Raw genomic sequence first — 26,009 nt, 5'->3', positions numbered from 1 at the left:
CAGTGTGACTGTCCTCATGCGAGGCGGCCTTTGGGCCGCCTCGTTTCATTTTCGGGATGACGTTTATGGATGCCGCTCGCGCGCCGGATGCGATAATCGCGCATTCATCCCCCACACATGCATGATGCGCGCGTCAAAGGCGCAGTTGGAGAACATCTTGAGCCGTATCGACAATCCGCAGCACGACCAGGAAGTCGGCGTGGCCGACGCCACCCAGGACACGACCCGCATCGACGACACGCGCATCGGCGCCGTGCGTCCGCTCATTTCGCCCGCGCTGCTGCTCGACGAGCTGCCGGTGCCGCAGGAAACGCAAACGCTCGTCGAAACAAGCCGCGGCGAGATCGCCGACGTGCTCGCGCAGCGCGACGACCGGATCGTGGTGGTGGTGGGCCCGTGCTCGATCCACGACCACGATCAGGCCATCGAATACGCGAGGCTCCTCAAGGCGAAGGCCGACATGCTCAAGGACGATCTGCTGGTCGTCATGCGTGTGTACTTCGAGAAGCCGCGTACCACGGTGGGCTGGAAGGGCTATATCAACGACCCGCGTCTGGATGGCAGCTTCCGCATCAACGAGGGCTTGCGCGCGGCGCGTCAGCTCCTGCTCGACATCAACGCGCTCGGCCTGCCCACGGCCACGGAATTCCTCGATCTGCTGAGCCCGCAATTCATCGCCGACCTCGTAGCGTGGGGCGCGATCGGCGCGCGGACGACCGAAAGCCAGAGCCACCGGCAACTGGCTTCGGGCCTCTCATGCCCGATCGGCTTCAAGAACGGCACCGACGGCGGCGTGCAAGTGGCGAGCGACGCCATCGTCGCGGCGCGCGCGAGCCACGCGTTCATGGGCATGACGAAGATGGGCATGGCCGCGATCTTCGAAACGCGCGGCAACGACGACTGCCATGTGATCCTGCGCGGCGGCAAGAGCGGGCCGAACTACGACGCGGCTTCGGTGGCGGCGTGCTGTGCATCGCTTGCGAAGGCGGGGCTGCGCGAGCAGGTCATGATCGATTGCTCGCATGCGAATTCGAACAAGGCGCATCAGCGTCAGATCGACGTGGCGCGCGATATCGGCGAGCAACTGGCGGGCGGCGACAAGCGCATTATCGGCGTGATGATCGAGAGCCATCTCGAAGAGGGGCGCCAGGACCAGAAGCCGGGCGTGCCGCTCAAGCGCGGCGTGTCGATCACCGATGCGTGCATCAGCTGGGCTCAGACGGCGCCCGTGCTCGATGGGTTGGCGCAGGCGGTGAGGGCGCGGAGGAAGGCGGGGTGAGGGGAGCCGGCCGGCGATCAGTGTGCGGTTGGCGGCCAGGCCACGCCGAGCTGTGTGGCGAGCGCAGCCAGGCGGTGATCAAGTGTCCAGAGGCGCGCGCCGGGTGTCATCAAGGTTGATGCGAGCAGCGTGAGATCGACGCCGCCGCAGCCTTTTCCGTAAAGCCGCTCGACTTCGATGAACTGCATGACCTCGGATGGCGTTGCGTGCTGCGCCTGCTGCAGCAAACCGATGTCGTGAAGCGTACGCGAGCGGGGCGCGGGTGGCGTGCCGCAGGCCAGTTCGACGAGCACGAGCGGGTGGGTGAGAGCCTGATCGCTCGTGATCAACTGGACGAGCCGCTCGTTGCCGTGACGGAAATGGTCGACCCAGACCGATGTGTCGATCAGTACGCTCATTATGCGGAGGTCTCAGGGCGTCGCCGCTCGATCTCCCGCATGTCTGGCGCCGCGCCTCCGAGGGCGGCGAGACGTTTGGCGGCCTGGACGCGCACGAAGGTCTGGATTGCGGCCCGGATGAGTTCCGCCTTGTCGATGCCTGGTTCAGCGAGTTCGAGCGCCTGCTGGTACAGGGCGTCATCGATCGTGACAGTGGTTCGCATGGGAGTTGCCTCAAAAACTGATGCGTATGTGCATCAATAGTAGCATCTCATTGCCCCTTCCCCCGCGCCCCTTTCTTCTTCGCTGACGAAGCCCGCGGCGCCTCCTTCACCGGCGCCGCGACCCCCACACTCGCATTCAACTGCTCAAGCCACGAAAGCGCATCGGCATAGGCGAGAAATTGCTGCAGGTATCCCGGCGACACCTCGCGCATGAGCGAGAGCGCGCGATGGACGAGGCTGCTCGAATTAAGCGGCCCGGCGTTTCTGGGCACCTGGTCCAGCGACTGCCGCAACTGCTTTTCGGAGCGCACGCGCGACCACGTTTGTCGGAAGTATTCGACCAGCTCCGGGTCCGGCTCGTGCCGCACCCGCGTCGCCGGTTGTGCCGGCTCGGCGCGCGCGAGCGAATCGACGAGGCGGCCCAGTTCGCTCCTCGCCGAATCGCCGTCGATCCCGCGCGTGAATTTCGATGCCTCGCGCGCGAGGTCGTCGGCGAAGGCGTCGAGCAGTTGCGCGAGCCGCGCGTCGATGAGCCGCCGCGCTTCGCCAGCATGTACGGCCGCGCGGCGTTCCAGGGCCTCGATGAAATGAAAGCGCACCGGGTCGAGCTGGTCCGCGCCACGGGCGCGCCAGGCGTCGAGCAGGGCGCGAGCATCAGGGCCGGACTGCGGGAGCGCATCATTGACCATGCTTGCTCTCGCCGACGGTCGGCCGCGGCACCGGCGCAATCTCGACGCGGCGGTTCTTCGCGCGGCCAGCCTCGTCGGTGTTGGCGCTCACCGGCTGCTCGGAGCCGAACGCGGCCGCGAACACCGACGACGCGGGCACGCCCGCGTCGATGAACGAGCGTGTGACCGTCAGCGCGCGTTCGGCCGAAAGCTCCCAGTTGTCGGCGAAGCGGCGGTTGCCTGCGTGCACCTGCTGGTCGTCGGCGAAACCGCTCACCATCAGGATTTCATCGCGGCTCTTCAGGTACGCGGTGAGCGGCCCGGCGAGGCTCTTGAGCAGGTCGCGGCCCTGCGGCGTCAACTGGTCCGAGTTCAGCGCGAACAGCACGCTGCCGCTAATGCCGATGCGGCCGTTCACGAGCGTCACGCGCCCCGCCGCGAGCGGGCCCGCGAGCGCTTCTTCGAGCGTCTTGCGGCGCTCGGTTTCGGCCTTGCGTTGCTTCACCTCGTTCGCGAGCCGGCTCGACAGTTCGAGCTGCATGCCGACCACGCCGACGAGGATCAGCAGGAACGCGCCCAGCAGCACCGACATCAGGTCGGCGAACGCGGGCCAGACTGGCGCTGCGGGGGCCGCGCCGCCGTCGATTTCGTCGTTCATGCCGCATCCGCCCCGGCGATGGCGCGCTGGCTGGCGAGCTGCTGCAGGTTCTCGACGATCTGCTTCTGCGACAGCATGCTCAGGTCGATGACTTCACGCGCCTGCGCCACGTAGTAGGCGAGCTGGTCGTCGCTGCGCGCGAGCGACTTGTCGAGCGCGGCCTCGATGCGCTCCAGATGCGCCACGAGCTTGTCGTTCGATTCGCCAAACACGGTGACGGCGGCGCCGAACGCATCGCCAAGGCTCGCCACTTCGACGGCGCTGCCGCTCACCTGCGCGGCGATCGCGCCCAGCTTGCCGCTGCCGGCTTCGACGTTCGCGCTGAATTCGCCGCCCACGCGCTCGAGCAGATCCGACGACGTGGAGACGAGCGCGTCGATCGCCGAGCGCTGCTCGGTGGAGGCGCGGTTCACGGCGTCGAGCAGCGTTTCGAGCGTGGCGAGCAGGCGGTTGCGCTCGTCGAGCATCGCGGTGTCACGGACCATGCTGTCCGAGAGCTTCTGGCGCAACTCGGCGATGACTTCGGCCGCGGCCTGCGGGGCGGCCGACGCGGCCTGCACGAGGCTGCCGATTTCCGCGATCGTGCTGGCGTTATGGGCCTGCGATTGCGTGGTGATGTCGCTGGCGGTCTGGGCGAGCGTTTCGCAGATTTCCTGCTGACGCTGCGCGGTGGCCGCGCTCGTTGCTTCCCATTGCTCCCGCAATGCGGCGCTCATCGTGGCCAGCGTTGCAGTCCATGCTTCGAGGCGTTGCTCGTCGCGCGAGGAGATTTCCGTGTGGAGGTTCGCGGCGGCCTTCGGCGCTTCTGCGGCGGCTTGTACCAGACGATCGATCTCGGCGATCGTATTCGTTGCGTGCTGCTGCGATTGTGCTGCGATGTCGTTCGCGGTTTGCGCGAGCGTCGCGCAGACTTCCTGCTGGCGTTGCGCGGTGGCGGCGCTCGTTTCTTCCCACTCTTTGCGCAGCCCGGCGGCCATCGTCGCGAGCGATTGAGTCCACGTTTCGATGCGCTGCTCGTCGCGTGCCGAAATTTCCGCGTGCAGGTTTGCGGCAGCCTTCGGCGCTTCCGAAGCCGCATCGACGAGACGATCGATCTCGGCAATCGTCTTGCTCGCGTGCTGCTGCGACTGCGCGGAGATATCGTTCGCGGTTTGCGCGAGCGTCGCGCAGATTTCCTGCTGGCGTTGCGCGGTGGCGGCGCTCGTTTCTTCCCACTCTTTACGCAGCCCGGCGGCCATCGTCGCGAGCGATGCCGTCCACGTTTCGATGCGCTGCTCGTCGCGCGCCGAAATTTCCGCGTGCAGGTTCGCGGCGGCCTTCGGCGCTTCCGAAGCCGCATCGACGAGACGATCGATTTCGGCAATCGTCTTGCTCGCATGCTGCTGCGACTGCGCCGCGATATCGTTCGCGGTTTGTGCGAGCGTCGCGCAGATTTCCTGCTGACGCTGCGCCGAAACCGTGCTCGTCGCTTCCCACTGCGTGCGCAGCGCGGCGGCCATTGTCGCGAGCGCTTCGGCCCAGCTTGCGAGCCGCGCTTCGTCGCGTGCGCCGAGCTTCGTCTGCAAGTCCGCATGGGAATCATCGACCGCACGCAGCAGCGACGCCGAGTGCTGTTCGAACGTGGCCGCCGCCGTGGCGAGCGCCTGCTGATTGCCCGCCGCGAGTTTTTCGCCGGCGCGCTCCTGCTGTTCGAGGGCCGCCTGCCACGCCTGCGACATCGTCCCCGATGCGCTTTCGAAGCGCGTCGACACGCCATCGAGCAGGCCCGCTGCACGCTGCTCGAAGCTTGCGTTGAAGCGCTCAAGCGCGCCGCCCAGGTCGGCGGCAAGCGCCTCGTTGGTCTGGCGATGCTGCGCGAGCGCGCGGTTCCAGATTTCGGCGACGTTCGCCGTCGATGCCTCGAAGCCGCTTGCGAGCCCTTCGAGCTGCTGCTGCACCGCCTGCGTGAGCGCCCCCTGCATCGACGCCGATTCGCGCGCGAGGCCCGCCATGGTCGCTTCCACCACGGGCTGCAGCGCCGCGCCTGCGGCGCGTGCGCTTTCGGCGGCGCTCGACTTGAGCGACTGCCCCACGGAAGCCGCGAGGTGGCTCCAGGCGGCTTCCGCATTCGCGGCGAAGGCTTGTTGAGTCGCGATCTGCTGTTCGTGCTGCGCGGCGCCCTGACGCTCGATCAGCGTCATCAGCGCGCCGAGCTTGTCGACCAGCGCGGGCATGGCGTCGGCCTGGCGCTGCATCAGCTTGAACGAGGCTTCGCGCTGATGGGCCGGCGAGAAGGCGCGCAGCGTCGTCGCGATCTTCACGTCGAGCTGCTGCGCGGCCTCGATGCGCTCACGGCGGCACAGCGCGGAGAGCAGACCGAGCATGGCGGAGGTGGCCACACCCGCGATGGAGGTGCCGAACGCGAAGCCGAGGCCGTTCACAGGCGCGGCGAGCGAGGCGCGGATGGCGTCGAGGTCGGTGGCGCTTTCCAGCGCCGCGCCCGTGCCCTTGAGCGTGACGACCATGCCGAGCAGCGTGCCGAGCATGCCGAGCAGCACGAGCAGGCCCGTGAGGTAGGGCGCGAGCGCCGGGCCCGGCAGCGCCGCGCGCTCGCCTTCGATCCGTGCGCGCACCGCGTTGCGCAGGCCCGGATGCAACGTGTCGAGCCAGCCGGCCAGGCGCGCGGGCGGCGCGTTCAACTGTACGAGCGCCTTCGCAAGCGTGGTCGTGGCCTGCTGAAAGCGATACAGCTCCCAGGCGCCCGCGACATAGCACACGCCGATCAGCAGCGTGACGGCGCTCGCGAGCGGGTTGGTGAGCGCGTAGCCGGCGCCGATCCAGCACACGGCGGCAAGACCCACGATGAAGACAACAGGTTCAATGCGAAATCGGGACATAGCGCGGGACATAGCGTTTGGGTTAGCTGGTGCGAAGGGCGGCAAGCAGCCCCTCCACCGGTTGAAACCGAATCTCAAGTTCGGCGAGCAACACGCTCTGCATATCTTTGCGAAAGCCGGCGACCCAGGCGTGCGGCGCGGCGCTTTCTGCGGCAGACCCGCCGTCGGATTGCGCGGCGGCCGCCGCCGCGCGCTGCCGCTCGAAATGCGCGCCGAGCAGCGCGGGCACGCCGGCGAGCAGGCTGCGCTCGCGCGCGCCGAGCGCCTGTTCCATCACGGCATCCACGGTCGCGAGGCGCGCGAGCGCAGGCGCGCGGGTAGCCAGCGCGGCGCGCAAACGGGCGCGCAGCGTGGCGATGTCAGTCTCCATCGCCTGCTGCAGGGCCAGGTAGCGTTGGCGGAAATCCGCGAAATCGGGTTCCACATCGGCTGGCTGGCTGGCGGCCTGCGTGCGGCGTCCATCGCGCCTCGCGGGCGCGCTTTCACCCGAAATGGCTTTTCTCAGCGCCGCGCGCACGCGCTCGCACTGGCTTTGTTCGGCGCTGACGCCTACGCGCGTTGCTGGCTCGCCGCCCGGCGTTTGAACGCTCAGCGCCGTCGAAAGCGCGATCGCGTTCGTCCAGCCGAGCCACTGGCTCAGATGGTCCGAGATCGATTGCCGGGATTCGGGCACTTCGGCGTCGCCGAAGCGGGCAAGTAAGCGAACGAGCGTCGGGCCGCTCAACGCGAGGCGTTGCGGGGCTAGCACTTTTTCACCTGGGCAAAAACCCCCTAGTTTACACGCCCGCGAGGGGGCGGCCGGCATCGGCGGTTTGCCTGGCGCCTGAACGACGGCGCGCCGGTCCGCGAAAGCGCGGCTCTCGCGGGCGCGAGGCCGCGCCGCACGGGGGCTTCAGGCCTTGGCGCTTGTCTTCGCGCTCTCTTCCAGGATCTGCTGGATGGCTTGCTCGAAGGTTTCGACGGGCTGGCCGCCGCTGATCAGATACTGCTGGTTGAAGATGATTGCCGGCACCGACTGGATGCCCGCCGCCTGGTATTCGTGTTCTTCGGCGCGCACCTCGTCGGCATACTGGCCGCTCGCGAGCACTTCGCGCGCTTGATCCGCATCGAGCCCCACGGACTGCGCCGCCGCGACGAGCACCGCGTGGTCGCTCGTGTCCTTGCCCTCTCCGTGATACGCGCGCAACAGCGCGAGCTTGAGCGCCAGTTGCTTGCCTTCGATGCCGGCCCAGTGCAGCAGGCGATGCGCGTCGAACGTGTTGTAGATGTGCTCACGCGGCCCGAACGCGAAGCCGACGCTCGCGCCGCGCTCACGGATCATGGCCTGCGTCTCGGCGATCTGCCCGGGCGTGCGGTTGTATTTTTTGCCGAGATACTCGACCACGGATTCGCCGCCGGGGCCCATTTGCGGATTCAATTCGAACGGATGCACGACGATCTGCGCATCGACGCTGTCACGCAGACGCTCGAGCGCGAGATTCAGCGACGAGAGGCCGATTGCGCACCACGGGCATGCGATGTCGGAGACGAAATCGATTCTGAGCGTTTGTTTCATGGCTTTCCTGATCCGGTTGAACGCGGGGTAACTGAGGCGCGATGCAGCGCGCTTGCGCAAGCAGCGCGCGCACCTGGCGCGGATGATTCGTCAGTTCATTCGTCCATCATGCGGGCCTTGACCTTCTTGCCCTTGACCTTGCCCGCGTTGAGCTTGCGCAGCGCGTCGCGCGCGATGCTGCGCTCCACGGCCACGTAGGTCGAAAAATCGGTCACGTTGATCTTGCCGATCTGCGCGCCGCTGAAGCCCGCTTCGCCAGTGAGCGCGCCCAGCACGTCGCCGGGACGGATCTTTTCCTTGCGCCCGCCCAGGATCTGCAGCGTTTCCATCGGCGGCAAAAGCGGCTCGTTGCTGGCGGGCTTGAGCGTTGCGATGGGGCTCCACTCGACTTCGCGCTTGAGCGCCTGCTCGATGCCGCCCACGCGGCCCATCTCGTCCATGCTCGCGAGGCTGAGCGCCCAGCCGTCCTGGTCGGCGCGGCCCGTGCGGCCGATGCGGTGCACGTACACCTCGGGGTCCGGCGTCACGTCCACGTTGATCACGGCTTCGAGTTGCGCGATGTCGAGGCCGCGAGCGGCCACGTCGGTCGCCACGAGCACCGAGCAGCTGCGGTTGGCGAACTGGATCAGCACCTGGTCGCGCTCGCGCTGGTCGAGCTCGCCGTGCAGCGCGAGCGCATGAAAGCCCTGTGCGCGCAGCACGTCGAGCAGATCGCGGCATTGCTGCTTCGTGTTGCAGAACGCGAGCGTGCTCACGGGGCGGTAGTGATTGAGCAGCATGCCCACGGCGTGCAGGCGCTCGTCTTCCGTGACTTCATAGAAGCGCTGGCGGATCTTGCTGTCGTCGTGCTGTTCTTCCAGCTTGACTTCCTTCGGATTGCGAAGGAATTGCTGACTCAGCTTCGTGATGCCTTCGGGGTAGGTCGCCGAAAAGAGCAGCGTTTGGCGCTCTTTCGGGCATTGGCGCGCCACGGTGGCGATGTCGTCGAAGAAGCCCATGTCGAGCATGCGGTCGGCTTCGTCGAGCACGAGCGTATTGAGAGCGCCGAGCGCGAGGTTGCCGCGCTCCAGATGGTCCATGATGCGGCCCGGCGTGCCCACGACGATGTGTGCGCCGTGTTCGAGGCTCGCCGCCTGTGGACGCATGGGCGTGCCGCCGCACAGTGTGAGCACCTTGATGTTCTCTTCGGCGCGTGCGAGGCGGCGGATCTCCTGCGTGACCTGGTCGGCCAGCTCGCGCGTGGGGCAGAGGATCATGGCCTGCACGTCCTGGCGGCGCGCGTCGAGACGCGAGAGCAGCGCGAGCGTGAAGGCAGCCGTCTTGCCGCTGCCGGTCTTGGCCTGGGCGATCAGGTCGTGGCCCGCGAAAGCAATGGGCAGGCTCGCCGCCTGGATCGGCGTCATGTCGACGTAGCCGAGGCGCGTGAGGTTGGCGAGCATGGCGGGCGCGAGCGGCAGCTCGCTAAAGGGTGTTGCAGTGGCTTTGTTTGTCATGACGGGGTCTCGCGCCGGACGGGTGAGGGCGACGCGGCCGTTCGGTAGAAGTGGCGTCGATGCGGGTGGTGCACGCGCTATGCGCGCGAGCGTTCCGGGATTTTAACGGATGCGCGCACTCGCGCCCGCGCGCGTGCCGCCCAAGGGCGACGACGGGCACGACAGAAGAGGCCGAAAACCCCGTGTTTGATAATCGCGATTTCACGCAATAATAATCGCCGTGTATAGCAATAATGCACGCGCGCGATGAGACCGGTAATGTCGTGATAAAGTTTCGTCAATCATGGAAATTTTAATTACGGGGAATAACCGTCAATTAAGCCGATTTCCACAATAATCGAATTCCTGTGTGATCTGGGCGTCGCGTGATTGCCACACAGTCTATTCCGATCGATCTGTGCGTTACTCCGTATTTCCCATGTGTGACAAGCACTTATGGGATTTTCTTTCGATATTTCCAGATTTAGCAAATATCTGTTACAGCGTTTGCCAAGGCGATTTAAAGCCTTTGACACGTAGACTTCGCCCGGGATTGCCGGTGTGGCTCCAATACCCGGAGCCGCGTCAGCGCGGTCTGAATGTCATAAGGAAAGTCATGAAGAATACTTTGATTATCGCGGGCGTCCTCGGCGCATTCGCAGCCTCCGCTCACGCACAAAGCAGCGTTACTCTCTACGGCGCACTGGATGCGGGTATCGTCTACGCGAACAATGCAGGCGGCCACGCCGCATGGAACCAGGGTAGCGGCACCGTCGGCGACACGTACTTCGGCCTGAAGGGCAGCGAAGACCTGGGCGGCGGTCTGCATGCGATCTTCACGTTGGAAAACGGCTTCAACCTGAACAACGGCAAGGACACCGAGAGCGGCACGATGTTCAACCGTCAGGCGTTCGTCGGTCTGCAGAGCGACCGCTTCGGTACGCTGACGCTCGGCCGCCAGTATGACTCGATGGTCGACTACCTCGCTCCGCTGTCGGAAACGGGCTCGGGCTACGGCAACAACCTCGCCGCTCACCCGTTCGACAACGACAACCTCGACCACTCGTTCTCGATCAAGAACGCGGTCAAGTACCAGAGCGTCAACTACCAGGGCTTCAAGTTCGGCGGCATGTACGGCTTCAGCAACGACGCTGGCCAGTTCGCGAACAACCGCGCATGGAGCGCTGGCGCATCGTACGGCAACGGCCCGCTGAACTTCGCCGCTGCTTACCTGCAGATGAACAACTCGCGGACGAACGCGAACGCCAATGGCGCGAATTCGGCTTCGAACGGCAACAACTTCAACCTCTCGGCTGAAACGCAACGCACGTTCGGCGCAGGCGTGAACTACAACTACGGCCCGGCAACGGTCGGCTTCGTGTGGACGCACACGCAGTACCAGGACCTGATCGCTGGCGGCCAGGGCGGCAACACGTTCTCGATCCCGACGGGCACGAACCTGCACCTCGACAACTTCGAGCTGAACGGCGCCTACGCGCTGACGCCGGCTCTCGCCCTGAACGCGTCGTACACGTTCACGGACGGCAAGGTCACGGGTTCGAACGGCGGCGGCGATCCGAAGTGGCACACGGTTTCGCTGACGGCTGACTACTCGCTGTCGAAGCGCACCGACGTCTACGCCGGCGCCGTGTACCAGCACGCATCGGGCGAACTCGGCAATGCCGGCGCGAACGTTGCGATGATCAACACGCTGTCGCCGTCGACCTCGCAGAACCAGGTCGCCGCAACGGTGGGTCTGCGTCACCGCTTCTAAGCATGATTTGCCCGCTCCCTCGTGGAGCGAGGAAGCGCGAGCACCCGATCGGCCGGTCGGGTCCCGCGCTTCACGCGGGCAATACCCTCGGCCCGCAGTTTCACCCGCTTTCTACCTGAAGCACGACCGGTTCGCGGTGCGTGGCGCGCTCATGAGGCGCGCGACGCCTGCGAACCGGTTTTCTTTTGTGGCTCAGGATTGGCTCAGGACTTCACAGCCGCCGGCGCGACGCTCGCAGACGCGGCTGCGTCATTCGGCACGTCTTCCGCTGCCCCCCGCACCCGCGAAACCCACAGCACTGCCACACATGTGAGCGCCGCGGCGATCCAGCCGTTCTGCCCAAAGCCGATGATCGCGCCGTTCGCGCCATTCGTGAGCCACTGGCCGCCCAGCCACGCGCCTATGCCCGTACCGAGCGCTTGCACCGCGCTATTGGCGCTCAGGAACGCGCCGCGCCGCGCGGGCTCGGGAATCGTGGTGAGCAGCGCCTGCATCGGCACCATGCGGCCCGACATCGAGATCATGAAGAGCGCGAAGAACGCCACGAGCGCGAGGAAGGGCAACGCAGGCAGATGCGTGATGAACAGCACCGGCGCGAGCGACACGAGCGCCATCACGCGGAACATGCGGCGCTTGCCGTAGCGGTCCGCGAGACGGCCCACCGCGCGCGAGGTCACGAACGTCGCCGCACCGCCCGCCATATAGAGCCACGAGAGCTGCTGCGGCGCGATGCCATGATTGCCGACGAGCGTCGGCGCGATGAACGGGATCACGAGCATGTGGCCGGCCATCATCGTGAAGGTGAGCGCAAAGGCCTTCAGATGGCGCGGCAACGTGAGCAGTTGCCAGAGGTTCGGCAGCACTTGCGCGAGCGGCGTACGCTGGCCGAGATGTCCGGTGAGAGAAGGCACGACGCGCGAGCCCGCGAGCCAGATAGCCACGGAGAGCACCACGAGCAGCAGGAACGGCGCGCTCCAGCCGTAATGCGCGCCGAGCAGCACGCCGGCCGGCACGCCCGCGATGGCCGCGATGGAGAACGCCGTCATGATCACGCCCGTGGCCGCGCCGCGCCGCGCGGCAGGAATCACGTCGCTCACGATCGCCATCACGATCGAGCCGAGCACGCCGCCCGTGAGACCCGCGAACGCGCGCGCCGCGAGCAGCAGATGAAAGTTCGTGGCGAACGCGCAGGCGAGATTGGAGAGCGCGAAGAGTGCGTAAGCTACTTGCAGCAGGCGGCGGCGGTCGAAACGGTCGATATACGTCGCCGCAAGGAGTCCTGATAGACCCGAACAGAGCGAATACGCGGAAACGGCCGTCGCGAACGCCGCGGGCGTGATCGCGAATGCATGCATGATCTGCGGGCCGAGCGGCATCATCACCATGAAATCCATGATGACGGTGAACTGCGTGAGCGCCAGCAGCCAAAGCAGGGTGCGTTCGCGCAGCGGAGTGAGAGATGTGGTCATGTATTGGCGTGGAGCCTGAAAGTAAAAAGGCGCGGCAGAGTTGCCGCGCCAGCAAGATCGATCAGTCGTCGATCGTTTCGTGGGCCGCCTGCGCGCCGCGCCGCCAGTAGGCGGATGCGCGGATGCGCTTCTTGTCCACGCCGCGCTCGTTGCACAGATGCGCGCGCACCGCGCGGATCGCCGAGGCTTCGCCGGCGGCCCAGACGTAACCCTCGCCGGGCGGCAGCCACACTTCGGACACGCCGTCCACGAGCGGATGCTCCGACTCGCTTTCGTCGCGATAGCACCAGATCGCGTACAGATCGGCTTCGGTGGGCAGTTCGATGCGTGCCGCGCGGTTCGCCACTTCGACGACTACGGCCACGCGCGCGCCGGGCGGCAATTCGGTGAGGCGACGCTGGATCGCGGGCAGCGCCGTTTCGTCGCCGATCAGCAGATGCCAGTCGAAGCCCGTCGGGATCACCATGGAGCCGCGCGGGCCGCCCACGCCGAGATACTGGCCGGGCTGCGCCTGTGCCGCCCATGCCGTGGCCGGGCCGGCTTCGTGCAGCGCGAATTCCAGATCGAGCTCGTTGGATTGCGTGTCGAAGCGGCGCGGTGTGTAGTCGCGCGCAGCGGGGCGCTCGACGCCTTCGGGGAACACGATGCCGTCCGGGCCAGAAGTTGGCAGTACTGGCTTTTCTTCACCGGCGGCGGGAAAGAACACCTTGATGTGATCGTCGAACGACGCCGAGACGAAATCGCTCAGGTCGCCCGTGAGCGTGACGCGCACGAGCGCGGGCGAGAGCGCCGTGACGCGCGCCACGCGCAACAGTCGGAACTTCAGCGGGTGACGTACACGGACGACTTCGAGTTGGGACGGGTTCTGCATGTATGGCTCCGATGTTGGGGTGGCGGGGCGTGGCCGCCGCGTGGCGCATGGATGCGGCGTGTCAAACGCCTTCGCTCTCGCTGCCGTTTTCAATTTCCTGGGTGGCGCGCGCAAGAATCGCGGCGATGCGGCGCTGCTCCTCCGGCGCGACGTCGGTACGGCGCAGCAGCGCGCGCTTGAGCGCGCGGCGCGCCTCGATCAGTTCGCGCACCCAGCCGCTGCCTTCGGCGGGATCTTCGCCGGCCATCGCGCGGCGCATGACTTCCATCTTGCGGCCGAAGTGCGTGAGCTTCGCGAGGATCAAGTCCGCGCGTTCGCGGTTGGCTTCGAGGTACGTGCGGCCTTCGGGCGAAAGTTCGTAGCGCTTGCGGTTGCCTTCCAGCGTCACGCTCACGTAGCCCAGTTCTTCCAGATACGTGAGAGCCGGATAGACCATGCCGGGACTCGGGCTATAGAAGCCGTTCGAGCGCGCGTCGAGCGCCTTGATGAGCTCGTAGCCGTGGCTTGGGCGCTCGGCGAGCAGCACCAGCAGCATGAGCTGCAGGTCTTCAGAGCTGAACTTGCGGCCACGGCCAAAACCGTCGCCGTCGCCGAAACCGCCGAAGCCGCGGCCGAAACCTTCGCCAAAGCGATCGCCAAAGTCGCCGGGACCTTCGCCGCCGCGATGGCGCCCCATGGCGTGACGCAGCGCCTGAAGCGCCTGCATGGCCGGGTGGCGGCCGCCGAAGAAGTCGCGCGGATCGCGCGCGGTGTGGCCGTGACGGCCGGTATGACCAAAGTGCGGATGGTGGCGCATAGGGCCTCCTTGTCTATCGAGTGTCTTAAAACATGTCTTAAGATATATATCGTAAGAGTGTTTGTCAAAGGGAATATTTGGGGTATGGAGGCACAACAAGGTCTGCGGGAACGGGAAAATTCGCTGTGCAGAGCCTAATTTTCATTGACTGCTATCGAATGTATTTTCTGATAGTTTTAGGCGGGCTCGTCTTGCGGAAAAATAGGGTGCCAACGTGGCTTGACGGCGCACGCTTCGCTTCTATTCGTGACGGACCTTGGGGTAACTGGCCAACGGGCGCTGTGACGCGTGCCGAATGCAGAATTTAGGCGCGGATTGAGCCCGCAACCCACAAGGGACGCTCGGCGCCATCTCATCCGCTTGTTAAGCGCGGGGTCGCGTACGACTGTGTGACTCCGCTCGGACGGCCCACGCTGCAACCAGGGCTCCGTCTTGCAGATGCCACGTCACCCTCGTTGCGATTCCTGGCGTCCCGCCAAAGCTGTACATGAGCGGCACGGGCGCGATTTCCCGGCTAGAGGAATTGGGTGCAGCGCGAGCCTGGAGTCCAGCGCTGCAAGCGCAGTATCACTTCAGCGAGCCGAATTCCTGCTTGCGGCCGTATTTGGGCGCCGGGGTGGCGTATGTCTTGGTACGGCAATGTCGAATGAGTCAGCCGTTCGCCATCGGGCAGATGCTCTATTCGCCAAGCCTCGGCGCTCGTCTCGAGGGACTGGCTTCAGTCTCGATGAGTTGTCGCTCGCGCCGCTCGTCAACGCGGGCCCAACGTTGCGCACAGCAATGCGGCCGGCAGCTTTGCCTTTTCATATTTACCTTGGCGGCGTGACTGCGGAGATGCCTCGGCTGAATCGTACCCTCGCCCATTCAAGAAGCAATGTTTAAGCAATGCACTAGACAAAGTTGCGCGAAACCGAAAATCCTCGGTTATGCATTACGCACAAAAGACTGGGATATATTTTGCCTTTCAGCGCCGTATATCACCTATTATTCTTTCGACCAATGGGACATCCCAAAGGCATCGCCCACGGGTGGCCGCCCCGATGAACGTATCCACAAGTTCCCGTGAACAGTGAGACAGAAAAGCAGGGATACGTCTTGAAGCGCAGGGGACGGGTTCAGGCGGCGAGAATGCTTGTATCGCGTGACCATGCTCGAGCAACGGGAAGGTAGGAGTTTCGAACTTCATCACAAGATAGGTGCACTATCATGGATCTTACATATCTGAAGCCTGCGTCATATGTGGTGACTCAGCTCGAGAAGGCATACCAGCCATTCCCTTCGCCGACTGAAAAGACAGAAGACTGCGCGCTCGCAGTTTCGCAGTATCTACAGGAGAAGGGCGTTACGACCCCGGGCATATTGGCTGTTGCGACCGAAAAGCAGACCGGTGACGTTTATGTCGCGTTTTCCGCTGGCCTTCTCTCTGGCCTGAACGCAAAATTCCCCGCAAGAACGGGAGGATACGGCGGAAAGCGAGGATACGATGCAGTCGAGGCATCTTTGCAAACGTACCTCCAGGGTAAATATGGAAAAACAAAGCTGCCGTCCGTAGTGCTGTGCGCAACCATTCAAGAGGCAATGGCCAGGCAATGCACTAGACTAAGTTGCGCCGAACCGAAAATCCTCTCCTGTCTTCGCCAGCTTGGCCGGAAAATAAGTAGTCTGTGTGTCATCGGATATTTGGACTACGAACAAAACGGCTACGATGTTATTAGCTCGGGAAAAATGACCTATCTACACCCATGCAGGGATTGCCGAAATTTTGGCGGGAATTATCTCTAGCGTTGCTTCGGCGGGGCCGCACGGGTATGGTTCCGGCTGCTATACCGTCAACACATACTATGACACTCCCTCCGCCACGGTCCAGTTGTTGCCCGGTCATGCGAAGCTTGAAAGTACAGTCCGTTATCATTGTCGCTGTCGCTCCCACTTGATGGGCCCGATTCGCTGCATCTCCTGCTTAAGGCGCCGCCGCCAATCCGCCGCTCGACAGACACCAAGCGCAAATAGCAACGCAAATTGAGCAACGAAGCCCGTAATTGCCGCCTTCATGGCGCCCTTCCTTCAACTTCACTTCGCGCGGAAGTTTGAAGGGTCGTCGCTCAGTATTATAGGCATAGGATTCCTTATCATTCGTAGACTCTTGCCATGCGGCCGTAGGTTCCCGGGCAGCTAATAGTCAACCAGTCGTCGCTTACAGGATTAAACGGCAGAAGGGCGCAAGGCGCAAAAAGCCCCTCTCATTCGGAAGAAGGGCTTTCGCCGGACGTGTGAAGCGTTGGGGCGACTGGAGCGTATCGACGCGCCTGTCTCAGCGGTCCGCATCCAGCGGGCCGTGTCACCACGATCGATGCGCGAGCCACCAAGGGCCGCCGAGCTGCAAGACCATGCAAGACGAATCGTCAATGTAATGGCTTACTGGCCGAAGTAAACCGGCCGCAAGCCGGTAACAGGCGCAGGCGCACCTGACGCTGACGTCCCGCTGACCACACCGCCGTAACTGCTTCCGCCGTTTTGCGCCGCCACGCGCGCTTCGGCAGCCTGGATGTCAGCTGGATAGTTTGCATTGTCGCCGTCGCCGACGTGATAGCCAGCCTGTTCGAGTTGCACGAGATCGGCGCGGACTTGTTCAGTTGTCACGGCGCTGTTCGCTTGTGCGAACGAAATAACCGGAGCCGCAACAACAGTAAGGACAACGACAGTTTGTACAAGAGATTTCATGATGAGCTACCTCCATCGATTGCGACCTGAACTGCGACAAACCTTCCTGTATGCAACCGGCGTCAACGACCCATCGATGCAGTGAAGCCGGAGGCGTTCAAGAGCGCTAGCCGCACATCCGGCTGACCCCAGCGGTAGGGGAGCCGCCCAGTAACGCGAGTCCGAGCGGTGCCAAAGCAAGCCGTTTCACTTCGCGGATTTCCTCCTGTATCGAATGAGGCCCGGCTCAAAGCGAGCCTCTTTGCCTTGAGCACATGGCCAGGTGAACGTATGCTAACGGTCCGCAGTTCAGAGCGGCTACAGCGTTGGAATCACACCCGGAGACTGCAACACGTGGCTCTCTACGCGCCTGACGCCGGGCACGCTCTCGGCAGCGATGCGGATCGCGCGCTTTTCTTCGTCGGACTCGATCACACCCCACAGATGGGCGACGCCGTCCTTGACGAGCACGCTCTGTTTTGGCAACCCCCAGCGCTGTCCGTGCATTTCGCGAACGATCGCGTCGCGCAGGCTCGCATCGTCATGCGCTTGCCCGTCCACGGGCGGTTCGACGTTCGCGAGCGCACGAATCAGGTTGCCCCGGCACACGATGCCGACGAGCTTGCCGTCCTTCATCACCGGCACGCGTTTGAGGTGCCGACGTTCCATGAGATCTGCAATCTGCTGGAGGGGCATGTCTTCAGCGATCGAAATCACCTGGTCGCACATGACGTCGCCCACGAGTCGACCGTGCTCCTTCACATACCGCGCAGCCTGGTCGCGAGGGGACGACGCAAGAATGTCGAGCCACCACGGGCGCTTGCTGCGCCCTGTACCGTTCTCTACACGATGCAGCAGGTCGCGATGACTGACGATGCCCACTACCTGTCCGTTCGCATCGACAACCGGCATACCGCCGATATGGTTGTCGACAAACAGTTTTGCAGCGTCGTGGATCGTCATGTCCGGTCTGGCGGTGACGACGGACGAAGTCATGACGTCGAATGCACGCATGATTGTTCCTTCGGCGTTCCGCGGCGGGTCCCCATCTGTTGCACCCGTCGCATGGTTTCGGCAGACGCACCGGAGGCAGCCCGCTCGGTGCTGGGCAGTTACGACTGTATTCGCCGACCCCATGCGCATGAATAAGGCGCCCGTCTTAAAAGAGGCTAGGGGATTGCCTGATTCAGTGGGTGGGCACAGCCCTACTGGCTCTCGATCCACTGAATCGCGAACCGTGTCAGATCCTTGCCGTTACGGATGTTCAGCTTTTCTCTCATATTGGCCTGGTGCGCTTCGATGGTCTTCACGCTCCGGTTCAACTTCTCGGCGATTTCACGGGTACCGAAGCCGAGGCCGATCAGATGCAGGACTTCGAATTCCCGTTCCGACAGGCTCGCAATGGGGCCTTCGGGCTTTTTGCGGGGGACGGCAAGCGCCCGCGCGAGCTTCTCATGCATGGCGGCACTCATGTAGATATTGCCCGCCAGCACTTCGCGGATGGCGCTCACGACATGCTCCGTGGCCTCGAGTTTCATCAGGTACCCGTTTGCCCCGGACCGCAGGGCGCGTTCGGCAAAGAGGCTTTCGTCATGCATGCTGAGGACGAGGATGCCCAAATCTGGATAGCGGTGTCGCAGAGTCTTGACGAGTTCGAGGCCGGAGTCCGTTTGCAGGCTAATGTCCACTATGGCCATGTCGGGCTGGCAGACCATCGCCGCGAGTGCCTCCTCGGCGCTGCCCGCTGCACCGCAGACGTGCAGATCTTCTTGCAGATTGAGCAAAAGCGTCATCCCGTCCCGGATGATGGGGTGATCATCCACGATGAGGATTTGCGTCGCACGGCCTGGGCTAGCGCATTTCGTGTGCATGGCCGGAGCCCTCCGGTAGCGGATAACTGATGGCGACGGTGGTGCCGCCCAGGCCGTTGCGGGTCACGGTGCAGGAGCCGCCCAGCAGGCTTGCCCGGTGACGCAGGTTGTGCAGTCCAAGACCCGCCGCGCGCTCCATTTCTTCCGGGCCAATGCCTACCCCGTCGTCACTGATGGAAAGTGTCTGCAGAGCGCCCGCCCGCTCGAGGTCAATCCAGATGCGCTGGCCGTGGCAATATTTCAGCGCATTGTTGACCGCTTCCTGTGCTGCGCGGTAGAGGTTGACCTGCAGCAGCGGGTCGAGCAAGTCCACATCTGGCGCGATCTGCAGCTTGCAATCCACGCCGTTGAGTGCGCGAGCCGTTTCCGCGAGTGCATGCAGTGCGGCCGCAAGGCCACCATATTCCATCGCGACCGGGTCCAGACCATGGGCGATCCTTCGGGTCATCAAGGACGCCTGTTTCACCAATCCGACTACGATCGCGGCGTCGGCCGCTGCTGGGTGGCCCTGCGTCTGCAGCTTCTGATTCAAGGCGGCGCAGTACAGGCCCAAACTGGTCAGGTGTTGCCCAAGTCCGTCATGCAGCTCCTGGCCGATGAGCCTCTGTTGCTGATCGCCGATCTGGATCAGTTCCCCTTCCAGCTGACGGCGTCGCACCATCTCCTCCTTGAGTTCGTTATTTGCCCTCGCCAGGTCTTCAGTGCGTTCCTCGACGCGTCGCTCCAGTTCGATGTATGTTGCCTGCAGCAGATCATGGGCGGCCTGTTCCTGGGCACGTGCCGCCGCTAGCAGCAGTCCCGTAACCGCGACGACGTTCGCGAACGTGCACCACCTCACGAGGCTGTCCACAGGATCTACGGCAGCAAAGGGCCCCGTTCCGTGCGTGGTACCCCAGACAGCTACGGCTGAGATCATGAGGGTCACGATGCTGGCACCGAGGCGATCGAAGCGCAGAGCCGCCCAGATAATGAATGGAAAGATCGCCAGTGCTGCAGGATAGTAGCCGTGCCCGGCGAGTTGCGGGGCACCGAAGACGAGGTGGCTCACCCAAACAGTCGCAGCAACCAGTCCGCACGCTTCCACGGCCCGCTGCGCTGAGCGGATAGGGTTGGAATACCTGAGGATGCTGAAGAGGGCCGGCGCCACGACGAGGACCCCCATCATGTCACCGAGCCACCATTTCAGAAAGGCTGCGACGTACCCGGTGAACGGCACCAGGCCACCTTCCAGCAGCGCGGTCGTGCCGACCAGCCCACTGATTGCCGTACTCATCACCGCAGCCAGACCGATGAAGGCCAACACGTCGCTGATGCGGCTAAGGGTGATCTGGAATCGGGTCACGCGGTTCAGCAATACGGCTGCCGTCAACGGTCCAATCATGGACCCGATGCCTATCATCGTGGCCACGGCAACAGGCACGCCCCCCGACACGTTGGCGAGGAAAGAGCCAACGGCAATTCCCGGGGCAACCTCGATGCCCAGAGCGAGCAGCGCAACGAGAGCGATGCCGCTGGAGGGCCATACAAGAGAGATTGCGCCGCCCACTACTGCATAGGAAAGTCCTAGCTTCGCACCTGCGAAATACGCCAGTGCAACAATTCCGGTGCGCAGGAAGAGGCTGAACCTTGAGTTGTCCCGAATGGTGGCCATTGTTCGCTTCATATCCGGAACCCAGAGTGCGAATACGCTACGTGCTCCCTGCGCATGAACATGGGTGGAGTTGCCCGTCAGTCAGTGAGTCACCTGGCGCTTGTTCCCACCGGACTTCTTGATTGTGCTGGCAGCCACCGCGTTAATCAAACACTACACAGCACGCCTTGTGCGTGAAGTATCGCCACCTACTGTCTGTACAAGGGCGACTGCGCTGACTTAGCCGCAGTTATGCATGCCCCATACCTGCCAGGCATGACCGCTTGCCTGCAAAGTCTTATCCCTATTGTCAGCCAGCGCGTAGATTACCCATCAACGGGCACCGCCGAACGAGTTCCTCAGGAAGGTGACCGGATTGGGAAAGCAGTACCCCATGCATTTCAGATATACCGGAAAGCTTACGACTCACTCACATCTGCAAGGACGACGATAATGACCCGCCATACCCATCGAACCGCACCGACGCAGTACGTGGACGCAAACGGCATCCGCTTCGCCTATCGCCGCTTCGGCAATCCCGAGGGCGTTCCGCTCGTGATGAACATCCACTTCACCGGCACCATGGATCACTGGGATCCCGCCGTGACCGACGGCCTCGCCGCGGGACGTGAGGTGATCCTCTTCAACAACGCCGGTATTTCGAGCAGTTCGGGCAGCGTTCCCGGGTCGATCGAGGAAATGGCCGCCAACGCCGCCGCGTTCATTCGCGCCATCGGCCTCGAGCAGGTCGACGTACTGGGATTCTCGATGGGAGGCCTGATTGCCCAGACGCTCGCCATTGCGGAGCCCAAGCTGGTTCGTCGACTCATCCTCGTCGGCACCGGGCCGCGCAGCGGAGAAGGCATGGCCTCGCTGACGCCCGAAGCCGAGGAAATCTTTGGTGCGGCCTATGCCGAACCGGACCATCTCTGGTTGCGCGTGCATTTCTCGCCCTCCGGATCCAGCCAGGCGGCCGGGCGCGCGTTTCTCGAACGCTTGCGCCGCCGCACGGAAAACCGGGATCCGGCGGCCAACGAGGCCGTGGCACCGGCCCAGCTCGCCGCACTCGCCAAATGGGGGAAGTCGCAAGACAACCCATACGCGTACCTGTCCGCACTTGGCCAGCCGACTCTGGTCGTCAATGGCGACAATGACGTGATCATCTACACGATCAATTCGCTGATCCTGCGCCAGCACATTCCGAATGCCCAGCTGGTCATTTATCCGGATGCCAATCACGGTTCGCTCTACCAATATCCCGAGCGCTTCGTGGAAGACGTTTCCCGATTCCTTTCCTGAGCAGCTAGTCGTTACCCCCGAACCCTTCGCCACGCAATTCAAGGATAATTAATTGCGACTGCTAATCTTTCTGGGAAAACCACCCTCGTTACGGGCGCTTCGCGCGGCATCGGCCGTGCGAGCGTCCTGGTAGTGGCCGCAGCAGGCGCGCGCGTGCTCGTGCATTTCGGCAGCGACGAACAGGCTGCGAATTTCGTGGTCGAGACAATCCGTGGATCGGGCGGTTCGGCCGACAAGGTCGCGGCAGACCTGAGCACGGCGAACGGCCCGCACGAGCTGGCGCGTCAGGTCCGCACACTCGTCGGCGAGCGCCTCGACGTTCTCGTTGCGAATGCCGGTATCTCCAAGGCCTCGCCCCTCGCCGAGACGACGGTCGAAGACTTCGACCGTCTGTTCGCAGCTCATGTGCATTGACCTCTTAGGCAGGAATCCGTCACCGATTGCCGTAGGAGTCGAAAGCAGGCCCGCAAACTCAGGGCCGAACTAATGGATTCAGAACGGGACACCGGCCGGCGAGTTCGAGGCGATGTCTCGGGAACGGAACGCGGAGTTTGCCGTAGTCGTGTCTACGCGACCGGGTGAGATATCGAGAGACGACAAAGTCTGCTGGAGCGGTGGAGGTCGGTCCCAGCGACACGTGACCGCGGGCGCTCTTCACTCACACCTTGACCGCTGGCCAATTGAGAGCACGATAGGCGAACGCGGCATTGTGGTCGTGCTCGTACCAAAGACCGGCAGCACGTAGAGGCGCGGCGGCGATACCCGGGGCAGCGGAGTGACGCACTGCGGCGACGCAAGGAGCGAATGATGAAGTTCTATGCGCGTGAGTACGAAGGGCGGCTAGAAGTGTTTAGCTTCGACGGTGTCTATAGAATCCGCATAACCCAGTTGTGCGGCGCGGCACAAAAAGCGTTCGCAGATACCGTCCAGCTATGGATTAGCGACGGCGTATCGGCAGACGAAGCAGTCGCGCGAGAGGCCGAGTCGTTGGCCCGATTAATTAAGGAATACTAGAAAATCCGATGCCGAAGTGGAGGCTTGCCTTAAGCGGCAAGCGCTGCATCGACCGCAGCCACGTATTGCTGGAAGCCGGCCTGCACCAGCATGGTTCGCACGCGCGCAAGCTCGCATCGCGCGGCTTCGTCCATTGGAGCCTGCATGGCGCGCGCGAGCGCGCGTCCGCGCGCCGCAAAAAGCGCGGCCCAGGGCAGCGGTTCGTGCCGCGTGTAGTCCTCTAGCGCGCTTGCATAGTGCAGCACGCCGGCGGCATCGCCGGCCAACAGCATCGCTTCGATCGCGTCGCGGTAGAACCAGAGGTGGTTGTGGCCGACCGCCCCGAGCCGCAGAAGGTCCTCGCCTTCTGCGAGGAGCCGTGTCCGCTCGTCATTCCCGTCGACTGCGAGGGCGAGGGCGCTCAGGGCCTTTGGCGCGGAGAACTGCGTGCCCACCTCGCGCGAGATGGCAAGCGCATCGCGAAGCGCTTTGAGGGCTTCGCCGCGGCATCCTTCGGCGAGCCATGCACGCCCCAGCATTTCGAGGTTCTGCGCCTCGAACCGGCGCGCGCCCAATTGCCGGATCACGCGCCTTTCCTGCTCCAGATGGATCTGCACGGCCTGCATGTCGCCTAGCTCGTAGCTGGCGAACACGCCAAGCGTCTCGCCTAGCAATTGCGCGCGCGGCTGCCCGATCAACTCAGCTGCGCGCACGGCGGCAACGGCGTCTTCGCGCGCCTGCCGCGGGTCGTTCAGATAAATGCGGCTGAAGCCCTGCATCGGACGATTGGCGACTTCGATTCGGCCGTACCCGTGCTCGCGGCTCAACGCCACGCAGTCACTGAAATGGCGGAACGCGGTGCGCATCCGCCCTTGCGCGTAGGCGGCATCGGCGAGGCCGCCTAGCGCGCGAGCCTCTGCTTCCGGCAGGCCGAGGCGCCGCGCATAGTCGAGCCCACGTTCATGCTCGATGCGGCAGGCTTCGATCCTTCCGAGCGGAAAGTAGATGTTGCCGCGCAGATAGTGAAGGCTAGCGAGCTCGGCCACCCGGTCGTCGCGCTCCGCGATCCGCTGTGCAGCCTCGAGCAGGTCTAGCGCTTCGTCCAGACCTTCGCTCACACGCAAGCCTTCCGCGAGCCCGAGCTGGCAGCGGCACAGACTGGCATCGTCGGGGGCGGCGGCCAGCGCCGCGCGCCAGGTAGCGGTCGATCCCGCGATGTCGCCCAGGTCGCGCTGGAGGTCGCCCTTGCAACAACTCAGGGCGTGACGGTCCGTGTCGGTCCGCGCGATCTCGAGGCCCCGCTCGGCGAGGCGCAGCGCGGCCTCGAGCAGGTGAGCCGCGCGTTGTGCGTGCGCGGCGTTCAGGTAAGCCTGCGGCGCGCGCTCGTCCTCGGCGCGGTCGAGATGCTGGGCGTGCAGCGTGGGGTCGCCGTGCGCGAACCAGTCGGCCGCGCAGCGGTGCAACTCGCGCCTGCGCGCGCGCAGCAGCGTCGAATAGGCGCTCTCCTGTATCAGTGCATGGGCGAACAGGAACTCTTCGCCCTCCGGCAGCACGAGCGCATTGGCGAGCAAGCCGTCACAGACGTAGCCCGGGTCGTCGATGAGCCGCCGCAACAACGCGATGCCGAAACGCTGTCCGATCACGGCGGCCGCCTGGAAAGCCAGGCGGTCGCGTGGCGCGAGCCGGTCCATCCGCGCGAGCACCAGGCTGCGGATCGAGCCAGGTACGGCGTTGCCGCTGCCTTCCTCGGCGTTGCGCAATAGCTGTTCGAGGAACAGCGGGTTGCCTCCCGCGCGCTCGATGCAGGCGAGCGCGACACGCTGCGTCGCGTCGATGAAATTGCCCGCGAGGCTCAGTGCCTCGTCCTGGCGCAATGGCCCGAGGTCGAGCGTCGCGTACGGGGTGTCCCGGCAGCGCGCGCGCCACGTCGCATCGATCGGATCGCCGTCCACGCGCGAGGTCGTCACGAGCAGGCCCGGGCCGTTCGCGATGCCCGAGGCAAAGGCCGAGAGATAGTCGAGCACTTCGGGGTCGGCCCAATGCAGGTCTTCGACGACGATCAGCGTTGCAGTCTGTCTGCAGGCGTCGTCGGTCAATCTTGCGGCGAGCGCCTGCTTGCCGCGCTTGCGCGCGCCGTGGTCCATCGCGTCGTAGAGGGCTCGCCACTCGTCCGCAAGCGGCAGGTCGAGGAGGTCGTGGAGAAACGCGTGCTGGTCGGCCTTGACGATGCCAGCAGCTGCGAGACGCGCGGCGGCGGCCTGGCGCGCGTCGCTCGATGCGCCGGTGGCGAGGCCGAGCAGGCTGCCGACGATCGTGTGCACGGGATCCTGCCCCTTGCCCACGCCGAAATCCAGCACGAGGCCCCGATGGATCGCGAAGCCCTGCGACTGCGCGTAGCGGCGCATCTCGTCGACGAGACGCGTCTTGCCGATGCCCGCCTCGCCACGCACATGAACGATATGGCCGCCCCGCCGTGCGACGCACGCGTGGACGATACCGTGGAACTGCTCGAGCTCGGCCTGGCGTCCGACGAAAAGGCTCTGATTCGCCTTCGCCGATTCGCTCGCCGGGTCGTTCGAAATCGCGCGCAGCCGCCATGCGCGCACCGGTGCGTCGATGCCCTTGAAGCGCTGCTCGCCGAGCGCGTCGCAGACGGCGGCGGCGCCGAGCGCGCGCGCCACGTCATCGGAAAGCCAGGTCTCGCCGGGCGCCGCTGCGACCTGGAGCCGCGCGGCCAGGTTCACCGGATTGCCGGTTACGGTGTAGTCCCGCGCGTCGACGCAGCCGAGCGCACCGGCGACGACCTCGCCGCTCGCGATGCCGATATGCGCCTGCAACGTCCGCGCCGCTTGCGCGCTCAGCTGTGTCAGCGCCTCATGGATGTCGAGCGCCGTGCGGGCCGCGCGCAGCGTGTCCGTCTCGTGCGCGCGGGGCGCGCCGAACAGCGCCATCACCGCGTCGCCGATGTGCCTGTCGGTCGTGCCGCCATAGGCGAGCACGATCCCGTCTACGAGCGCCGTGAAGCGGCCGATCAGCGCGCGCAACTCCTCCGGATCGAGCGTACGCGACAGCGCGGTGAAGCCGCAGAGATCGGCAAAGAGGATCGTGACCTGCCTGCGCTCGTCCGCTGGGATGTCCACGACATTGGACGCTTGCACCGCTGGCGGAACGACTGCCGGCAAGTCCCGCGCGGCGGCCGCGAGAATGCGTTTGCGGTGGCCGAGCGACTGCACCCCGAGTTCCCTCAGATCCGCGTCGGTCAGCTGCCCGAGCAGCGACAGATCGATATCGTTTGCCGCGAACGCTTGCGCGTACTGCTCAAGTCCCAGGGCGTGCAGCCATTGCTCGATATCCATGTTCGTCGCCTGGATCCCGTGCCGGTTGTTTGATGCGAACCGCTCCGAGCCCGTCGGGGTTCGTGCCGATGAATATCCAGTGTAGGCGCGCGCCACGGGCTGCGTATGGCCTACCTGCGGCGTTTGACAGGCTTTCGATCG

22 protein-coding genes and 1 pseudogene are annotated in these 26,009 nt (G+C 64.5%); 7 read left to right on the top strand and 16 right to left on the bottom strand.

Features of this window, described 5'->3' with window-relative positions:
• Positions 1–157 precede the first annotated feature (157 nt).
• On the top strand, positions 158–1,279 hold the full coding sequence (locus L0U83_RS20530) for a 3-deoxy-7-phosphoheptulonate synthase (RefSeq protein WP_233885812.1): 1,122 nt from the start codon (positions 158–160) through the stop codon (positions 1,277–1,279).
• Positions 1,280–1,296: 17 nt separating this feature from the next.
• Here the strand turns inward: L0U83_RS20530 and L0U83_RS20525 are convergent, their stop codons facing one another.
• From L0U83_RS20525 to dbpA, 8 genes are all read right to left on the bottom strand, one after another.
• The gene (locus L0U83_RS20525; protein ID WP_233885810.1) at positions 1,297–1,677 is read right to left on the bottom strand and encodes a type II toxin-antitoxin system VapC family toxin; all 381 of its coding nucleotides are present in this window, start codon (positions 1,675–1,677) and stop codon (positions 1,297–1,299) included.
• The gene (locus tag L0U83_RS20520; RefSeq protein ID WP_233885809.1) at positions 1,677–1,880 is read right to left on the bottom strand and encodes a type II toxin-antitoxin system VapB family antitoxin; all 204 of its coding nucleotides are present in this window, start codon (positions 1,878–1,880) and stop codon (positions 1,677–1,679) included. Before L0U83_RS20520 ends, L0U83_RS20525 begins: the two co-directional genes overlap by 1 nt.
• Before the next feature lie 47 nt (positions 1,881–1,927).
• Positions 1,928–2,569: a DUF2894 domain-containing protein gene (locus L0U83_RS20515; RefSeq protein ID WP_233885808.1), complete on the bottom strand. Its 642-nt coding sequence runs from the start codon at positions 2,567–2,569 to the stop codon at positions 1,928–1,930.
• Positions 2,559–3,206 carry an OmpA family protein gene (locus L0U83_RS20510; RefSeq protein WP_233885807.1) on the bottom strand — a complete coding sequence of 216 codons (648 nt, stop codon included), beginning with the start codon at positions 3,204–3,206 and terminating at the stop codon, positions 2,559–2,561. The genes L0U83_RS20515 and L0U83_RS20510 overlap by 11 nt, the downstream gene beginning before the upstream one ends.
• Positions 3,203–6,082 (bottom strand): DUF802 domain-containing protein, encoded by a 2,880-nt coding sequence (locus L0U83_RS20505; RefSeq protein ID WP_233885806.1) that lies wholly within the window; start codon positions 6,080–6,082, stop codon positions 3,203–3,205. The genes L0U83_RS20510 and L0U83_RS20505 overlap by 4 nt, the downstream gene beginning before the upstream one ends.
• 22 nt (positions 6,083–6,104) lie before the next feature.
• A complete protein-coding gene (locus L0U83_RS20500) occupies positions 6,105–6,887 on the bottom strand; it encodes a DUF3348 domain-containing protein (protein WP_233885805.1) in 783 nt (260 codons plus the stop codon).
• An 87-nt stretch (positions 6,888–6,974) separates the two neighbouring features.
• Entirely contained in the window at positions 6,975–7,637 is a 663-nt protein-coding gene (locus L0U83_RS20495; protein WP_233885804.1) for a DsbA family oxidoreductase, read from the bottom strand.
• A gap of 95 nt (positions 7,638–7,732) precedes the next feature.
• Positions 7,733–9,130: an ATP-dependent RNA helicase DbpA gene (gene dbpA / locus L0U83_RS20490; RefSeq protein ID WP_233885803.1), complete on the bottom strand. Its 1,398-nt coding sequence runs from the start codon at positions 9,128–9,130 to the stop codon at positions 7,733–7,735.
• A 595-nt stretch (positions 9,131–9,725) separates the two neighbouring features.
• On the opposite strand from dbpA, the gene L0U83_RS20485 reads away from it, so the two are divergent.
• Entirely contained in the window at positions 9,726–10,883 is a 1,158-nt protein-coding gene (locus L0U83_RS20485; RefSeq protein WP_233885801.1) for a porin, read from the top strand.
• 203 nt (positions 10,884–11,086) lie between these two features.
• Here L0U83_RS20485 and L0U83_RS20480 read toward each other — a convergent pair whose 3' ends face one another.
• The 3 genes from L0U83_RS20480 to L0U83_RS20470 form a co-directional block, all read right to left on the bottom strand.
• Complete coding sequence (locus L0U83_RS20480) at positions 11,087–12,352, bottom strand: MFS transporter (RefSeq protein WP_233885799.1); 1,266 nt, start codon at positions 12,350–12,352, stop codon at positions 11,087–11,089.
• Positions 12,353–12,413: 61 nt separating this feature from the next.
• Entirely contained in the window at positions 12,414–13,223 is an 810-nt protein-coding gene (locus tag L0U83_RS20475; protein WP_233885797.1) for a siderophore-interacting protein, read from the bottom strand.
• A 61-nt stretch (positions 13,224–13,284) separates the two neighbouring features.
• Entirely contained in the window at positions 13,285–14,019 is a 735-nt protein-coding gene (locus L0U83_RS20470; protein ID WP_373321071.1) for a PadR family transcriptional regulator, read from the bottom strand.
• Between the two features lie 487 nt (positions 14,020–14,506).
• On the opposite strand from L0U83_RS20470, the gene L0U83_RS40850 reads away from it, so the two are divergent.
• Positions 14,507–14,845, top strand: coding sequence for an OmpW family outer membrane protein (locus L0U83_RS40850; protein WP_373321070.1), 339 nt, complete (start codon positions 14,507–14,509; stop codon positions 14,843–14,845).
• Between the two features lie 380 nt (positions 14,846–15,225).
• Positions 15,226–15,801: a hypothetical protein gene (locus L0U83_RS20465; RefSeq protein ID WP_233885795.1), complete on the top strand. Its 576-nt coding sequence runs from the start codon at positions 15,226–15,228 to the stop codon at positions 15,799–15,801.
• A 633-nt stretch (positions 15,802–16,434) separates the two neighbouring features.
• On the opposite strand, the gene L0U83_RS20460 is transcribed toward L0U83_RS20465, so the two are convergent.
• From L0U83_RS20460 to L0U83_RS20445, 4 genes are all read right to left on the bottom strand, one after another.
• Positions 16,435–16,740 carry a DUF4148 domain-containing protein gene (locus L0U83_RS20460; RefSeq protein ID WP_233885793.1) on the bottom strand — a complete coding sequence of 102 codons (306 nt, stop codon included), beginning with the start codon at positions 16,738–16,740 and terminating at the stop codon, positions 16,435–16,437.
• A 297-nt stretch (positions 16,741–17,037) separates the two neighbouring features.
• Positions 17,038–17,733 carry a CBS domain-containing protein gene (locus tag L0U83_RS20455; RefSeq protein WP_233885791.1) on the bottom strand — a complete coding sequence of 232 codons (696 nt, stop codon included), beginning with the start codon at positions 17,731–17,733 and terminating at the stop codon, positions 17,038–17,040.
• Between the two features lie 191 nt (positions 17,734–17,924).
• Positions 17,925–18,542 (bottom strand): response regulator, encoded by a 618-nt coding sequence (locus tag L0U83_RS20450; RefSeq protein ID WP_233885789.1) that lies wholly within the window; start codon positions 18,540–18,542, stop codon positions 17,925–17,927.
• 28 nt (positions 18,543–18,570) lie between these two features.
• Entirely contained in the window at positions 18,571–20,241 is a 1,671-nt protein-coding gene (locus tag L0U83_RS20445) for an MASE1 domain-containing protein (protein ID WP_233885787.1), read from the bottom strand.
• A 432-nt stretch (positions 20,242–20,673) separates the two neighbouring features.
• On the opposite strand from L0U83_RS20445, the gene L0U83_RS20440 reads away from it, so the two are divergent.
• The 3 genes and pseudogenes from L0U83_RS20440 to L0U83_RS20430 all read left to right on the top strand — a co-directional run bounded on the left by L0U83_RS20440 (position 20,674) and on the right by L0U83_RS20430 (position 22,533).
• Positions 20,674–21,519, top strand: a complete 846-nt coding sequence (locus L0U83_RS20440) for an alpha/beta fold hydrolase (protein ID WP_233886588.1) — start codon at positions 20,674–20,676, stop codon at positions 21,517–21,519.
• 51 nt (positions 21,520–21,570) lie between these two features.
• Positions 21,571–21,927: pseudogene (locus tag L0U83_RS20435) on the top strand (SDR family NAD(P)-dependent oxidoreductase); the annotation flags it as partial.
• Positions 21,928–22,323: 396 nt separating this feature from the next.
• A complete protein-coding gene (locus L0U83_RS20430) occupies positions 22,324–22,533 on the top strand; it encodes a hypothetical protein (RefSeq protein ID WP_233885785.1) in 210 nt (69 codons plus the stop codon).
• 29 nt (positions 22,534–22,562) lie between these two features.
• Here L0U83_RS20430 and L0U83_RS20425 read toward each other — a convergent pair whose 3' ends face one another.
• A complete protein-coding gene (locus tag L0U83_RS20425) occupies positions 22,563–25,868 on the bottom strand; it encodes an adenylate/guanylate cyclase domain-containing protein (protein WP_233885784.1) in 3,306 nt (1,101 codons plus the stop codon).
• Positions 25,869–26,009: the final 141 nt, after the last annotated feature.

It is taken from the genome of Paraburkholderia flagellata, assembly GCF_021390645.1.
In the GTDB taxonomy this organism is placed as follows: Bacteria; Pseudomonadota; Gammaproteobacteria; order Burkholderiales; family Burkholderiaceae; genus Paraburkholderia; species Paraburkholderia flagellata.
The sequence above is the reverse complement of the archived record's forward strand: the minus strand, read 5'-3'. Positions and strand labels throughout refer to the sequence as shown.

What these genes read in the sequence shown, in the direction of transcription:
- L0U83_RS20525 (WP_233885810.1), bottom strand. Translation starts at nt 1,677, where the DNA reads ATGAGCGTACTGATCGACACATCGGTCTGGGTCGACCATTTCCGTCAC.
- L0U83_RS20520 (WP_233885809.1), bottom strand. Translation starts at nt 1,880, where the DNA reads ATGCGAACCACTGTCACGATCGATGACGCCCTGTACCAGCAGGCGCTC.
- L0U83_RS20515 (WP_233885808.1), bottom strand. Translation starts at nt 2,569, where the DNA reads ATGGTCAATGATGCGCTCCCGCAGTCCGGCCCTGATGCTCGCGCCCTG.
- L0U83_RS20510 (WP_233885807.1), bottom strand. Translation starts at nt 3,206, where the DNA reads ATGAACGACGAAATCGACGGCGGCGCGGCCCCCGCAGCGCCAGTCTGG.
- L0U83_RS20505 (WP_233885806.1), bottom strand. Translation starts at nt 6,082, where the DNA reads ATGTCCCGATTTCGCATTGAACCTGTTGTCTTCATCGTGGGTCTTGCC.
- L0U83_RS20500 (WP_233885805.1), bottom strand. Translation starts at nt 6,887, where the DNA reads ATGCCGGCCGCCCCCTCGCGGGCGTGTAAACTAGGGGGTTTTTGCCCA.
- L0U83_RS20495 (WP_233885804.1), bottom strand. Translation starts at nt 7,637, where the DNA reads ATGAAACAAACGCTCAGAATCGATTTCGTCTCCGACATCGCATGCCCG.
- dbpA (WP_233885803.1), bottom strand. Translation starts at nt 9,130, where the DNA reads ATGACAAACAAAGCCACTGCAACACCCTTTAGCGAGCTGCCGCTCGCG.
- L0U83_RS20485 (WP_233885801.1), top strand. Translation starts at nt 9,726, where the DNA reads ATGAAGAATACTTTGATTATCGCGGGCGTCCTCGGCGCATTCGCAGCC.
- L0U83_RS20480 (WP_233885799.1), bottom strand. Translation starts at nt 12,352, where the DNA reads ATGACCACATCTCTCACTCCGCTGCGCGAACGCACCCTGCTTTGGCTG.
- L0U83_RS20475 (WP_233885797.1), bottom strand. Translation starts at nt 13,223, where the DNA reads ATGCAGAACCCGTCCCAACTCGAAGTCGTCCGTGTACGTCACCCGCTG.
- L0U83_RS20470 (WP_373321071.1), bottom strand. Translation starts at nt 14,019, where the DNA reads ATGCGCCACCATCCGCACTTTGGTCATACCGGCCGTCACGGCCACACC.
- L0U83_RS40850 (WP_373321070.1), top strand. Translation starts at nt 14,507, where the DNA reads ATGAGCGGCACGGGCGCGATTTCCCGGCTAGAGGAATTGGGTGCAGCG.
- L0U83_RS20465 (WP_233885795.1), top strand. Translation starts at nt 15,226, where the DNA reads ATGGATCTTACATATCTGAAGCCTGCGTCATATGTGGTGACTCAGCTC.
- L0U83_RS20460 (WP_233885793.1), bottom strand. Translation starts at nt 16,740, where the DNA reads ATGAAATCTCTTGTACAAACTGTCGTTGTCCTTACTGTTGTTGCGGCT.
- L0U83_RS20455 (WP_233885791.1), bottom strand. Translation starts at nt 17,733, where the DNA reads ATGCGTGCATTCGACGTCATGACTTCGTCCGTCGTCACCGCCAGACCG.
- L0U83_RS20445 (WP_233885787.1), bottom strand. Translation starts at nt 20,241, where the DNA reads ATGGCCACCATTCGGGACAACTCAAGGTTCAGCCTCTTCCTGCGCACC.
- L0U83_RS20440 (WP_233886588.1), top strand. Translation starts at nt 20,674, where the DNA reads ATGACCCGCCATACCCATCGAACCGCACCGACGCAGTACGTGGACGCA.
- L0U83_RS20430 (WP_233885785.1), top strand. Translation starts at nt 22,324, where the DNA reads ATGATGAAGTTCTATGCGCGTGAGTACGAAGGGCGGCTAGAAGTGTTT.
- L0U83_RS20425 (WP_233885784.1), bottom strand. Translation starts at nt 25,868, where the DNA reads ATGGATATCGAGCAATGGCTGCACGCCCTGGGACTTGAGCAGTACGCG.